Below are 13,327 nucleotides of genomic sequence, written 5' to 3' on the forward strand. Positions count from 1 at the left end.
CCACACCACCGCAGTCAAGGAGACCGAGAGATGCTGGACATCGCCGAGGAGCTGAACCGGTGGGTCGAGCAGGGCCGTGACTTCGCCGTCGCCACCGTGGTGGCCGTCGGTGGCAGCGCGCCCCGCCGGCCGGGCGCCGCCCTGGCGGTGGACTCCGAGGGCACCGCGATCGGCTCGGTCTCCGGGGGTTGCGTGGAGGGCGCGGTGTACGAGCTGTGCCGGCAGGCGCTCGAGGACGGGGAGTCCGTCCTCGAACGCTTCGGTTACAGCGACGACGACGCCTTCGCCGTCGGCCTCACCTGTGGCGGGGTCATCGACATCCTCGTCACCCCGGTGCGGGTGGGCGACCGGGTCCGTCCGGTGATCGCGGCCGCTCTGGAGACCGCCGCCTCCGGCGGGGCCACGGCGCTGGCGAGGATCGTGACCGGACCGGCCGATCTCGTCGGCCGTGCGCTGCTCGTCCGCCCCCGCGGCAGCGACGACAGCGGTTCCTACGGGAGCGCCTCTTACGACAGCGGTTCCCACGACCGTGCTTCCCGTGACGGCGGTTCCCACTACAGCGGTTCCCGCGACGGCGGTTCCTACAAAAGCGGTTCCTACAAAAGCGGTTCCTACGAAGGTGGCTTCGGCGCTCATCCGGAGCTGGACCGCACGGTCGCGGCCGAGGCCGGCGCCTTCCTGGACGCCGGCCGCACCGGCACCCTGGAGATCGGCGAGCAGGGTTCCCGCTGCGGGGCGCCGCTCACGGTCCTGGTCGAGTCGTCCGTCCCGCCGCCCCGGATGATCGTGTTCGGCGCGATCGACTTCGCGTCGGCGCTGGTGCGGGTCGGCAAATTCCTGAACTACCGCGTGACGGTGTGCGACGCGCGTCCCGTCTTCGCGACCGAGGCCCGTTTCCCGGAGGCCGACGAGATCGTGGTCGAGTGGCCGCACAGGTACCTGGAGCGCACGCGGGTGGACGCGCGGACCGTGCTGTGCGTCCTGACCCACGACGCCAAGTTCGACGTACCGCTGCTCCGCCTGGCGTTGCGGCTCCCGGTCGCCTACGTCGGCGCGATGGGCTCACGCCGCACCCATCTGGACCGCAACGCCCGGCTGCGTGAAGTAGGCGTCACCGAGCTGGAGTTGGCCCGTCTGCGGTCACCCATCGGTCTCGATCTGGGCGCCCGCACGCCCGAGGAGACGGCGCTGTCGATCGCCGCCGAGATCGTGGCCGACCGGCGCGGCGGCAGCGGGGTCTCACTCACCGGCGCGCACACGCCCATCCACCACGACGCGGCCTCACTGCCCACGGGCCGGATCGGCTCGGTGGCCTGACCCGCCGCACGGCCGGTCCCGCGCACGGCCGGCCGGTCCGGCCAGGTGAACGCGGGCTCCAGTCGTTCCCCGGTCCGGCCCGGGCCCGGACGGCCCGGACGGTCCCGGCCGATGCGACGCTCGCTCGGTCATCGGCCGCGGAGCAGGCGGTTGACCGCGCGCCCGAAGACCGAGCGGGCCGTGGCTCCGAGGAGCGGGTCGAAGAACGACGGTAGAAAACGCACTCGCAACTCCTCCCGCCAGAGCACCCTGGCCCGCCCGCCGGGGCCCGGCCGCACCTCGATCTCGGCCCAGCCCAGGACGACCCGGCCACGTTTCTCCAGCCGGCACCGGCCCGGCTCGTCGTCGGACGGCGGCTGCCACACGGTCACCTCCATCCGGTCGGCGAAGGCGAACGGGCCGAGACCCGAACGCGCGACGAAGACCGTGCCCTCGCGGGTCGGGGCGGGAGTGAGCACGGCGACGTGGGTGAGCGGTACCACGTCGCCGTGCCGGGACCACTCCGTCAGACGACGCCAGGCGTCGTCCAGGGAAAGCGGTACCGTGCGTTCGAGCTGGAAGAAGACCACGCGCCGATCGTAGGGAGTCGGGGTCGTCCGACGGAGTATTACCCTCCGTCTCACAGGTTCGGACTCATCTTCGCGGTGTGGTGTTCGGGTCAGCGGTAGACCTGCCCCGGCACCGCCGTCCCCGGCGCCAGCAGCTGAGGAACCGTCACGAAAACGTATCCGCGCTCTTTCAGCGCGTCGATGATCCCTGGTACGGCCGGCACGGTCCCGTCGTAGATGTCGTGCAGCAGGATGATGCCGTCCCGGTCGGCCTGGGCGAGGACCCGGCGCTGTATCAGCGCGGAGTCGGTCGTCGTGTAGTCCTTGGCGGTCACCGTCCACAGCACCTCGGCGAGGCCCAGCTCGCGGCAGATCTCGGGCACGGTCTCGTTCGTGCGGCCCTGCGGCGGGCGCATCAGGGTGGGGCGGCGGCCGGTGAGGCGCTCTATCTCGTCGTTGGGGCGCTGGAGTTCCTCGTGTATCTCCTCCGGCGTGATCCTGGTGAGGATCTTGTGGTCCCAGGTGTGGCTGGCCACCTCGTGTCCCTCGGCGGCCATGCGCCCGACGAGCTCCGGGTACTTCTCGATGTGCCGCTCGCCCAGCAGGAAGAAGGTCGCCGGGACCTGTCTCTCCTTCAGGATGTCGAGCAGGCGGGCCGAGTTCTCGCTCGGGCCGGCGTCGAAGGTGAGGGCGATGCACTTCGCCTCACGGCAGTCGACGGCGCCGAAGCGGGCGGCCTGGGTGGTGGCGGCGGGGAGGGCGCGGGCGGCGCTCGGCCGGGTGATGTCGGCGCCGCCGCAGCCGGTCAGCGTGACCGCCAGGCAGGCGGCCGCCGCCGAGACGGCGACGGCCCGCAACCTGGCCCCCGTTTTCTTCATCTTCCTGGTCAGAGAAGGCATGTCGAGACTATACATAGAGCGTATACACCCTATGTATAGTCTCGGTCGTCATGCGCTCCTCAGGCCGGGCGGAGCCTCACTGGGCGTAGAAGGTCGCGTCTCCCCTGTCCGTGGCCGTGCTCGGCGTCTGCACGTACAGCACGTAGTTGTAGTGGCGGACATAGCGACCGGCGTAGTTGTACGACTCGTACGAGACCCCCGCGGAGTCGGCGAGGCCGGCCCGCCGGTAGAAACTCGCGTCGGACGCGAACGCCGACGTGCCGTCGTTCTTCTCCAGCCACACCTCGAAGTTCTTGTGCCGCAGGTAGTAGCCGGGGAAGCCGGCCGCTTCCAGGGAGACCGTTCCGGTGCCCGCGAGACCGGTGACCACCCGGAACTGCGAGTCGGCGAGCGGGCTGACGTTCGCCTCGATGCGGGCGCGGTACTCCCAGTGCCGGATGAAACGGTCCGCGTAGTTGTAGGAGGAGAAGCGCTGCGGCGTGACTCCGTCGGCCACCGGGATGCCGAAGTCGGGGGTGCCGTCCGCCTTCCAGTACACCTTCTGCACCCGGGTGCGGCGGTTGGGGTCGTTCAGCGGGTCGCCGGTGATGTCCTTGTAGCTGCGGTCGTGGTAGACGAGGATGTCGGACTTGCCGTCCTCGGAGACCGTGAACGAGTTGTGGCCCGGCCCGTACTGCGAGGTCGAGGCGTTCGAGGTGAAGACGGGCTGCGTCCCCTTGGTCCAGGACGCCGGGTCGGTCAGGTCGGCCGTCGCGGAGGCGGTCAGCATGCCCAGGCAGTAGTTGGCGTCGGTCGCACTCGCCGAGTAGGTCATGAAGACCTTGCCGCCGTGCTGGATCAGCGCGGGGCCCTCGTTGACCTTGTAGCCGACGGTCTCCCAGGAGAGCGTCGGCTGCGAGATCTCCGCGGCGGTCCCCGAGATCGTCCAGGGATTGGCCATCTTGGCGATGAACAGGCTGGTGTTGTTGTCCTCGGACGGGTTGCGCTGGGCCCAGGCGAGATAGCGGACGCCGTTCACGACGAACGTGGTGGAGTCCAGCGAGAAGCTCTCCCACGTGGTCTTGATCTGGCCCTTCTCGGTCCAGGTCGCGGTGAGCGGGTTGGCGCCGGTGCCTTCGAGCACGTACATCCGGATCGCCCAGATGTCACTGGTGGATCCGGCCGCGAAGTACACGTACCACTTGCCGTCGATGAAGTGGATCTCCGGCGCCCAGATGTGGGCGCCCATGACCCCGCTGCTGTGCTTGGTCCAGGTGGTGACCTCCTGGGCCGTCGACAGGCCCTGGATGGTCGTCGCCCGGCGCAGCACGATGCGGTCGTACGCGGGGACCGTGGCGGTGAAGTAGTAGTAGCCGTCGGTGTGCTTGTAGATGTGCGGATCGGCGCGCTGCTCCGCGATCGGGTTGGTGTACGTCACCGCGGGGGAGTCGGGCACGGCGGCCTGGGCGGGGGCGCCCACGCCGGCGAGGACGGCCGCGAGGGCGACGAGGCCGGCCAGGATCAGCCGAACGGCGTTGCGTCTCAAGGGTGTTCTCCAGACGAAGGGAGAGAGGAGGGGGAGGGAAGGGAGGAAAGTCTTTCCCGGGTGTTTCTCCCGGGTGCTTCCTCGGGGTGTTTCTCCGAGATGTTTCTTCAAGGTGGGGGAGGTGGCGGCGGGGCTCAGGTGGTGGGCACGAGGCGCCACTGCTGGCAGGTGTTGTTCAGCCAGGTCCACTGCCGTACGTCGGTGCCGTTCGCGGTTCCGCAGTCCGCGACGTCGGCGACCTTGCCGCTGTTCTCGCCCACGAGCCGGACGTAGTCGCCGGTCGCGGTGAAGACGAGACGGAAACGCTGGCAGGTGTTGTTCAGCCATGACCACTGGCGCAGGTCGGCGCCGTCGGCGGTGGAGCAGTCGGCGGTGTCCATCACCCCGCCGGTGGCCACGTTCACCAGCCGGGCGGTGTCGTCGCCCTGGTCCTCGATCCGCCACTTCTGGTTGGTCCCGCCGGTGCAGGTCCACTGGAGGATGTTGGTGCCGTTGGCCGTGGAACCGCCTTCGACGTCAAGGCACTTGCCGCTGTTGCGGTTGACGAGGGTGTACGCCGTCGGGGTCGCCGCCGTCTCGCCGGACGGACCGGGGAGCGTCGTGCCCAGTGCGACGGGGGTGCCGAAGTTCGGGGTGCCGTCGGCGTTCCAGGTGAACTTCTGGGCGCGGGTCGTCCGGCCGTTGCCGCAGCCGCCGCTCGCGGAGGAGTTGGCGTGGTAGACGATCCAGTTCTCGGTGCCGTCGGGTGAGGTGAAGAAGCCGTTGTGCCCCGGGCCGTAGACGCCGGCCGTGTCGTTGCGCTGGAAGACGGGCGTCTGCTTCTTGGTCCACGACGCCGGTTTCAGCGGATCGCTGCCCGTCAACTCGAGTTGGCCGAGCTTGTAGTCGGCGGTCTGGCAGTAGCTGGCGGAGTAGCTGAGGAAGGTGCGGCCGTTGTGGTACAGCGGTTCCGGTCCCTCGTTGACGGGCGCGCCCACCCGTTCCCAGTCCAGTGTGGGGCTGGAGATCACCGTGAAGGTGCTGCTGGACAGCGTGTACGGGTTGCTCATCGGCGCGATGACCAGGCTCTGCGCGCTGCCGTTCACGGAACCGCTTCCGACGAGATACAGGTTTCCGTTCGCCTGGAGCACGCTCGCGTCGATGAGCCAGCCGCCCGGCGTGAGGTTGGAGCCGGTCAGGGAGCCCTTGTAGGTGTAGGGGCCCAGCGGGTCGGTGCCGGCGCTCTCCAGGACGTGGGTGCGCTGGGAGTCGCAGCAGGCGGTGCCGCCCTGGCCGGCCGAGTAGTACAGGTACCAGTGGCCGTTGAACTGGTGGATCTCCGGGGCCCAGATGTTGGTGTTGCGGGTCGAGGTGGTGTCCGACCACACCTGCACGGTGGGCGCGGTGGCCAGACCCGCCAGGGTCGGGGCCTTGCGCATGCCGAGGACGCCCGTGAACGTCGTGGTGATCAGGTAGTAGTTGCCGTCGTAGAACTCCAGCCAGGGGTCCGCGCCCTTGGTCGACTTCAGCGGGTTGGTGTACGGGCGGCCGGCGACCGCGGCTGCCGGCTGGGTCGCCGCCACCAGGGCGACGAGGAGGGCCAGGACGCAGACGAGCAGGGGTCTGCGGCGGTACTTCCGAGGCATACAGGACCGTCCCTTGTCCGTGAAACTGCCTGTCCGGGATTTCGAACATGGTTCGTAACTTCGGCCAGAAGATAGGGGGCGAGCATGTTCTCGTCAATGGTTTCGACAGTCCCGCCGGCATCGGGAGCCCGTCGGGGCGACAGCCGTCACCGCACGGCAGGCGCACGCCGGGAAACGCGCCGGGGCGCCCCGCCCGGTCACTGTGAGACCGGGCGGGACGCCCTGGACGTGTTGCTGTTCTATTCCTTCCGGCCTCTCCCGGCGGAGAGTCCGGGATCAGACCAGGTCGAACCGGTCGAGGTTGGAGACCTTGACCCACGCGGCGACGAAGTCGTTCACGAACTTCGCCTTCGCGTCGTCGCTCGCGTAGACCTCGGCGAGCGCGCGCAGCTCGGAGTTCGAGCCGAAGACGAGGTCGGCGCGGGTGCCGGTCCACTTGACCTCGCCCGTGGCGGCGTCGCGGCCCTCGAAGGTGGTCTGGTCCGAGGACGTCGACGACCACGTCGTGCCCAGGTCGAGCAGGTTGACGAAGAAGTCGTTGGTCAGCGTGCCCGGCGTGTCGGTGAAGACGCCGTGCGAGGACTGGCCGTGGTTGGCGCCCAGCACGCGCAGACCGCCGACCAGGACGGTCAGCTCGGGGGCGCTCAGGGTCAGCAGGTTCGCCTTGTCGAGCAGCAGGAACTCGGCCGGCAGGCGGTTGCCCTTGCCGAGGTAGTTGCGGAACCCGTCGGCGGTCGGCTCGAGCGCGGCGAACGACTCGACGTCCGTCTGCTCCTGCGTGGCGTCCACGCGGCCCGGCGTGAAGGGGACCTCCACGGCGTGACCGGCGTCCTTGGCGGCCTTCTCCACGGCGGCGGCGCCGCCGAGGACGATCAGGTCGGCCAGCGAGACCTTCTTCGCGCCGGAGTTGAACTCCTGCTGGATGCCCTCCAGGACGCGCAGCACCTGGGCCAGCTCGTCCGGGTTGTTGACCTCCCAGCCGCGCTGCGGCTCGAGGCGGATGCGGGCGCCGTTGGCGCCGCCGCGCTTGTCGCTGCCGCGGTGGGTGGAGGCCGACGCCCACGCGGTGGACACCAGCTGCGAGACGGTCAGTCCCGAGTCGAGGAGCTTGGCCTTGAGGGCGGCGATGTCCTCGGCGCCGATGACCTCGCCCTCGGCCTCCGGCAGCGGGTCCTGCCACAGCAGGGTCTCCGCCGGGACCTCCGGGCCGAGGTACAGGGACTTCGGGCCCAGGTCGCGGTGGGTCAGCTTGTACCAGGCGCGGGCGAAGGCGTCCGCGAACTCGGCCGGGTTCTCGTGGAAGCGGCGCGAGATCTCGCCGTAGATCGGGTCGAAGCGCAGCGCCAGGTCGGTGGTGAGCATCGTCGGGAGCTTCTTCTTCGACGGGTCGTGCGCGTCGGGGATGATCGCCTCGGCGCCCTTGGCCACCCACTGCTTGGCGCCGGCCGGGGACTCCGACAGCTCCCACTCGAAGCCGAAGAGGATGTCGAAGAAGTCGTTGCTCCACTGGGTGGGCTTGGAGGTCCAGGTGACCTCCAGACCGCTGGTGATGGCGTCGCCGCCCTTGCCGGTGCCGTAGGAGGACTTCCAGCCCAGGCCCTGCTGCGCGAGGGCGGCGGCCTCGGGGTCGTCGCCGACGTGGTCCGCCGGACCGGCGCCGTGGGTCTTGCCGAAGGTGTGACCACCGGCGATCAGGGCGACGGTCTCCTCGTCGTTCATCGCCATGCGGCGGAACGTCTCGCGGATGTCGCGGGCCGAGGCCAGCGGGTCCGGGTTGCCGTTCGGGCCCTCGGGGTTGACGTAGATGAGGCCCATCTGGACCGCGCCGAGCGGGTTCTCCAGCTCACGGTCGCCGGTGTAGCGCTGGTCGTCGAGCCAGGTGGTCTCCGGGCCCCAGTACACGTCCTCGTCGGCCTCCCAGACGTCCGCGCGGCCGCCGGCGAAGCCGAAGGTCTCGAAGCCCATCGTCTCCAGCGCGACGTTGCCGGTGAGGATCATGAGGTCGGCCCAGGAGATGGACTGGCCGTACTTCTTCTTGACCGGCCACAGCAGACGGCGGGCCTTGTCGAGGTTGGCGTTGTCCGGCCAGCTGTTCAGCGGGGCGAAGCGCTGCTGTCCGCGGCCACCGCCACCGCGGCCGTCGCTGATGCGGTAGGTGCCGGCGCTGTGCCAGGCCATGCGGATCATCAGCGGGCCGTAGTTGCCGAAGTCGGCGGGCCACCAGTCCTGCGAGGTGGTCAGCACCTCGGCGATGTCCTGCTTCACGGCCGCCAGGTCGAGGGCTTCGAACGCCGCGGCGTAGTCGAACTCGGCGCCGAGCGGGTTCGCCACGACGGGGTCCTTGGCGAGGATCTTCAGGTTGAGGCGCTCCGGCCACCACTGACGGTTTCCACCGCCCTGGGTCGGGTGCGCGGCGCGGTCGTGCGCGACCGGGCAGCCACCTGCCTCCGCCGCCTTCGAGTCGGTCACGATCGCATCATGGTTCTCGGTCATGGGGGAATCCTTCTGGACTGGTCGGATCACATGCTCACGTACCGCAGGCGTCGGTTCCTGCGGGCGCTCAGGTGCTGCGGGCGGTGGAACAGTCGGGGCACAGGCCCCAGTAGATGACCTCGGCCTCGTCTATGGCGAAGCCGCGGTCGTCGGAGGCGGTCAGACAGGGGGCGTGGCCGACGGCGCAGTCGACGTCGACGACCGCGCCGCAGGACCGGCAGACGAGGTGGTGGTGGTTGTCCCCCACACGTCCCTCGAACCGGGCGGGGCTGCCCGGGGGCTCGATGCGGCGCACCAGTCCCGCGCCGGTCAGCGCGTGCAGGGCCTCATACACGGCCTGGAGGGAGATGTGGCCCACGCGGCCGCGCACCTCGGTGGCGATCGCCTCGACACCGAGGTGGTCGCCGTCCCGGACGGTCTCGAGCAGTGCGACACGGGCGGCCGTCACCCGCAGGCCGACACCGCGCAGCTCCTCGGCGGTGGTCGGTGTACGGGGTGCTGTCATGGCGTCGAACCTACTTCATAAACACGAACCATTCAAGAAAACGAATGGTGCAAGTCTGGGAAACGGCACACGTCAGAGAAACGAGGCGAGCCCGTCGAGGAGCCTGTCGACGTCCTCGGCGTCGTTGTAGGGCGCGAGGCCCACCCGCAGCGCGGGCTCGTCGAGCTTCAGCGCGGTGAAGGCCTCGTAGGCGTAGAACGAGCCCGCCGGGGCCACGACACCCCGTGCGGCGAGATGCGCCTGTGCCGCGCGTGCGTCCCGGCCCTCGAAACTCATCAGCACGGTCGGGGTGCGGTCCTTCGCCCTCGAATGGACGGTGACCGCGCCGCCCAGCGCGCGCAGCCCCTTCTCCACCCCGGCCCGGACCTCGTTCTCGTGGTCGTGCAGGGCCCGCAGCGACCGCGCCAGCCGTTCCCGGCGCGACCGCGCCGTCCCCGGCGCGTCCCCGGGCGCCCCTGACGGCCCCGGCCCGATCGTGTCGAGCGCGGCCAGGAAGTCCACGGCGGCCGTGGCGCCCGCCAGGATCTCGTAGGGCAGCGTCCCGAACTCGAAGCGCTCCGGCACGGTGTCCGGCGACGGCAGCAGCTTGTCCGGTGAGAGCGTGTCGAGGACGTCGGGCGATCCGGCGAGCACCCCGCAGTGCGGACCGAGGAACTTGTACGGCGAGCAGACGAACAGGTCGGCCCCGAGCGCCGGCACGTCCACCAGGTGATGGGCGGCGTAGTGCACCCCGTCCACGAACACCAGGGCGCCGGCCTCGTGGGCCCGGTCGGCGATCCGGCGCACCGGCGGCCTGGTGCCCAGCACGTTCGAGGCCGCCGTCACCGCGACCAGCCGGGTCCGGGGCGACAGCGCGCGCTCGTAGGAGCCGAGGTCGAGTTCCGTGGTCGCGCCGTCGATCTCGATCCAGCGCACGGTGACCCCGGCGCGCTCCGCCGCCTGGACCCAGGGGCGGACATTGGCGTCGTGATCGAGCCGGCTGAGGACGATCTCGTCGCCGGGCCGCCAGTGCTTGGCCAGGGTCCGGGAGAAGTCGTACGTGAGCTGCGTGGCGCTGCGACCGTGCACGACGCCTGTCTCCGGCACGCCCAGCAGGTCGGCGTAGGCGGCCCGGAAGCCGGCGACGGCCTGTTCGGCGTTGCGCTCGGACGCGCTGACCAGCCCCCGGTTGGACAGCGGACCGGTCATCGTCCTGGTGACGGCCTCGGCGACGGGGAGAGGCGTCTGGGTGCCGCCCGGTCCGTCGAAGAAGGCGAGACCCTGTGCGAGGGACGGGAAATGCGCCCGGAGGGCGGCGACGTCGATGGCCATGGCCCCGACTCTGGCACCCGGGCCCCGGGCCCACCAGGGAGCCACGGGAAAAGGATCTCCAGGTCTGGTTCGGGTGCCGCTCGGGCGGGAGGCCGGGACCCATTCGTGGACCGACGCGACGAATTACGCGACGAATGCCGGACAGAGGACTACGACTGACCTGACCTGACCTGACCTGACCTGACCTGCCGTCGAGAGGTCCTCGCATGCATTCCGTACTCGACCGTGCGCTCGACTGTGTCGTCGGCGCGCTCGGGAAGACCACCGACCCGACCGGAGTCACCCTGCACCGTTCCCCGGACTCGGGACGGGCGCGGCTGGCCGACCGGGCGTTCGACTTCAACAGTGCGGTGCCGTCCGGAGTGCGGTTCGAGATGCTCACGGACGCCACCGAGCTCGAGCTCGACGCCCGGCTGACGGTGGTCCTGCCCCTGGGCCTGCCGTCCCGGGGCAGCGTCTTCGACCTGGTGGTCGACGGCGAACTGCGCGAGCCGGTGGTGGCGACGGAACAGAGCCCGGTCTTCTTCGACCTCGCCACCGGCTCGCTGGAGCCCGGGCCGGACGAGCCCGCGACCGTGCGCTTCCGCCTCGGCCCGCGGGCCCGTGAACGCCGCGTGGAGATCTGGCTGCCCGTCACCCCGGCCGTCACGCTGATCGACGTCCGCGTCCCGGACGGTGCGTCGGTGCGTCCGGCTCCGGCGAGCGGCCCGCTGTGGGTGCACTACGGCAGCTCCATCAGCCAGTGCTCGGACGCGGACCGCCCGACCTCCACCTGGCCGGCCGCCGTGGCCCGCGCCGCCGGCCGGTCCCTGGTCAATCTCGGCCTCGGCGGACAGTGCCAGCTCGACCCGTTCATGGCCCGCGCCGTCCGCGACCTGCCCGCGAGCGCGATCAGCCTCGAACTGGGCATCAACGTCCACAACGCCGACAGCATGCGGGAACGCGCCTTCGTCCCGGCCTTCCACGGCTTCCTCGACACGATCCGCGACGGGCACCCGCACACCCCGGTGCTGATCATCAGCCCCATCGTCTGCCCGGCCGCCGAACAGCGCCCCGGGCCCACGCTGGTGGGCTCCGACGGTATGGTCCACACCGTCGACCGCCCCGCCGAACTCGCGTTCGGCGCGCTCACGCTCACCCGCATCCGCGAACTGCTGGGCCGGCATGTCGAACGGCGCCGCGAAGAAGGCGACGACCGGCTTCGACTCATCGACGGGACCACGCTGTTCGGGCCCGGCGACGTGGCCGACCTGCCCGACGGCCTGCACCCGAACGCGGCCGGCTACGCCCGGATGGCCGAGCGCTTCCTGCCCCTCTCCTTCGGCAGCTCGGGCGCGTTCGGACGATCCGGCGGCGGCGCGGGGGTCAACTCCCGTGCGTGACGCTGACCTTCACGGTCAGCGCGCCCCGGTTGTCCTCGGAGCAGAGCCCGGCGGTGTCGTTCATGCCCAGCTGAAGGGTCCCGTTCCCGGTGGCCGTGAAGGTCAGCTTCTTCCCGACGGTGCGGACGGGGGAGTCCTCGTCGCCCGCGAGGACCGCCAGCAGGGTGCCGAACGGCGCCTCGGGATCGACCTTGCAGTCCTGCGCGCCGGCCAGCAGCGCGTCGGTGTCCGCGTCATAGCCGGCCGGCCCGGTCAGGGGCATGTTGCGGTGGTCGGCCGTCCATTCGCCCGAGACGAACCGCACCGTGACCCGGTCGCCCCGCTCGACGGCCGCTCCGGTCACCGGCTGCCAGCCCGTCGCCGACTGGACGACCTGACCGACGGTCGTCGTCTTCCGGGCACTCTCGAGCGGCAGCACCCCGGTGAGGAACAGCCCGGCCGCGACGGCCGCCGCCGACACCGCCGTACCGGCCGCCGCCGTCCACAGCCGCTTCGCGCCCGAGGAGCGGGACGCCCCGCGCCGCGCGGGCTCGGGCGACGCGGTGTGCCGCGCCGTCGGCACGGTCTCCCCGGCCGGGACGAGCCCCGTCCGGTCGCCGCTGCTCACGGTGTCCGCGTCGGCGAGCGGGGACGACGGCCGGGGCACCCGCACGGTCGCCGACGGCAGTGGCCCGGCGTCCGCCTCCCCCGCCGCGACGCGGCGCAGGGCGGACCGCGCACCGGCCGCCGAGGGGCGATCGCCGGGGGACTTGCGCAGCAGCGCCTCGACGACGGGCCGCAGCGGGCCGAGCCGGTCCGACAGGACGGGTTCCTCGTACGCCACCGCGTGCAGGGTCGCGGGCCCTCCCGGTCTGCGGAAGGGGGAGTGGCCGCCGCAGACCGTGGCGAGGGTCGCGCCCAGGGACCACAGGTCGGAGGCGGGTCCGGTCCGCGATCCCGTCACCCGCTCGGGCGCCATGAAGTCCAGGGAGCCGACCATCTCGCCGGTGGTCGTCAGGAACTCGCCGTCGTCCAGGGCCGCGATGCCGAAGTCGGTGAGGACGGCGCTGCCGTCGCGGCGCAGCAGGACGTTGGCGGGTTTGACGTCACGGTGCAGGGCGCCGGCCGCGTGCACGGCCTCCAGGGCGTCGAGCAGCTGCTGACCGAGGGCCGCCGTGTGCTGCGGGGTGAGCGGTCCGGTCTCGGCGAGGTACTGGGCCAGCGAGGGCCCGTCGACGAGTTCCATGACGATCCACAGCCGGTCCTCCGCCTCGACCAGGTCGTGGACGCCGACCACGTGCGGGTGCGGCACCCGGGCGACCGCGCGTGCCTCACGGACGGCGCGGCGCATCCGTACGCGGTGCTCGTCGTCGCCGTGGGTGAGGATGTGCAGTTCCTTGGCGGCGACCGGGCGGTCCAGCAACTGGTCGTGGGCTCGCCAGACCGTGCCCATGCCGCCTCGGCCGAGCAGGTCGTGGAGCAGATACCGGCCGGCGATCAGTCGCTCCGGGCGGCGTTCGGAACGCGTCGCTGCCTGGTCCTCGCCGTGTCCCGGTGTCACGCGCTCTCTCACGTTTCCTTCCCGGGAGGGCTCGGCGCCCGCCGGGACATCGCTCGCTCGATCGATATGTCGTTCGGCCGGTCGTCACTCGTTCGAACGGGGCTGAGCATAGCGGAGCGCGGGATGATCACGTGCCGTCAACTGTGGTGCGCCGCACGGACTTTGGACCCGGCGGCGGGCCC

The 13,327-nt window shown here is 71.0% G+C and carries 10 protein-coding genes; 2 read left to right on the forward strand and 8 right to left on the reverse strand.

Annotated features, from left to right (window positions below; genetic code table 11):
* Window positions 1-30: 30 nt before the first annotated feature.
* Window positions 31-1,317 carry an XdhC family protein gene (locus ACIRPU_RS11215; protein WP_403864770.1) on the forward strand — a complete coding sequence of 429 codons (1,287 nt, stop codon included), beginning with the start codon at window positions 31-33 and terminating at the stop codon, window positions 1,315-1,317.
* 128 nt (window positions 1,318-1,445) lie between these two features.
* Here the strand turns inward: ACIRPU_RS11215 and ACIRPU_RS11220 are convergent, their stop codons facing one another.
* From ACIRPU_RS11220 to ACIRPU_RS11250, 7 genes are all read right to left on the reverse strand, one after another.
* Entirely contained in the window at window positions 1,446-1,886 is a 441-nt protein-coding gene (locus ACIRPU_RS11220; protein ID WP_403864773.1) for an SRPBCC family protein, read from the reverse strand.
* A gap of 89 nt (window positions 1,887-1,975) precedes the next feature.
* A complete protein-coding gene (locus ACIRPU_RS11225; protein WP_403865085.1) occupies window positions 1,976-2,743 on the reverse strand; it encodes a polysaccharide deacetylase family protein in 768 nt (255 codons plus the stop codon).
* A 97-nt stretch (window positions 2,744-2,840) separates the two neighbouring features.
* A complete protein-coding gene (locus tag ACIRPU_RS11230) occupies window positions 2,841-4,289 on the reverse strand; it encodes a family 43 glycosylhydrolase (protein ID WP_403864776.1) in 1,449 nt (482 codons plus the stop codon).
* Between the two features lie 134 nt (window positions 4,290-4,423).
* Window positions 4,424-5,914, reverse strand: coding sequence for a family 43 glycosylhydrolase (locus ACIRPU_RS11235; protein WP_403864779.1), 1,491 nt, complete (start codon window positions 5,912-5,914; stop codon window positions 4,424-4,426).
* A gap of 276 nt (window positions 5,915-6,190) precedes the next feature.
* Window positions 6,191-8,407, reverse strand: coding sequence for a catalase/peroxidase HPI (katG, locus tag ACIRPU_RS11240; protein ID WP_403864782.1), 2,217 nt, complete (start codon window positions 8,405-8,407; stop codon window positions 6,191-6,193).
* A 67-nt stretch (window positions 8,408-8,474) separates the two neighbouring features.
* Entirely contained in the window at window positions 8,475-8,912 is a 438-nt protein-coding gene (locus tag ACIRPU_RS11245) for a Fur family transcriptional regulator (protein WP_355705923.1), read from the reverse strand.
* Window positions 8,913-8,984: 72 nt separating this feature from the next.
* Entirely contained in the window at window positions 8,985-10,223 is a 1,239-nt protein-coding gene (locus ACIRPU_RS11250; RefSeq protein ID WP_403864785.1) for a cysteine desulfurase-like protein, read from the reverse strand.
* Between the two features lie 206 nt (window positions 10,224-10,429).
* On the opposite strand from ACIRPU_RS11250, the gene ACIRPU_RS11255 reads away from it, so the two are divergent.
* A complete protein-coding gene (locus ACIRPU_RS11255) occupies window positions 10,430-11,605 on the forward strand; it encodes an SGNH/GDSL hydrolase family protein (protein ID WP_403864788.1) in 1,176 nt (391 codons plus the stop codon).
* On the opposite strand, the gene ACIRPU_RS11260 is transcribed toward ACIRPU_RS11255, so the two are convergent.
* Complete coding sequence (locus ACIRPU_RS11260) at window positions 11,589-13,157, reverse strand: serine/threonine-protein kinase (RefSeq protein ID WP_403864791.1); 1,569 nt, start codon at window positions 13,155-13,157, stop codon at window positions 11,589-11,591. The genes ACIRPU_RS11255 and ACIRPU_RS11260 overlap by 17 nt on opposite strands.
* Window positions 13,158-13,327 lie beyond the last annotated feature (170 nt).

Source organism: Streptomyces sp. NPDC102259 (assembly GCF_044766465.1).
Lineage (GTDB): Bacteria > Actinomycetota > Actinomycetes > Streptomycetales > Streptomycetaceae > Streptomyces.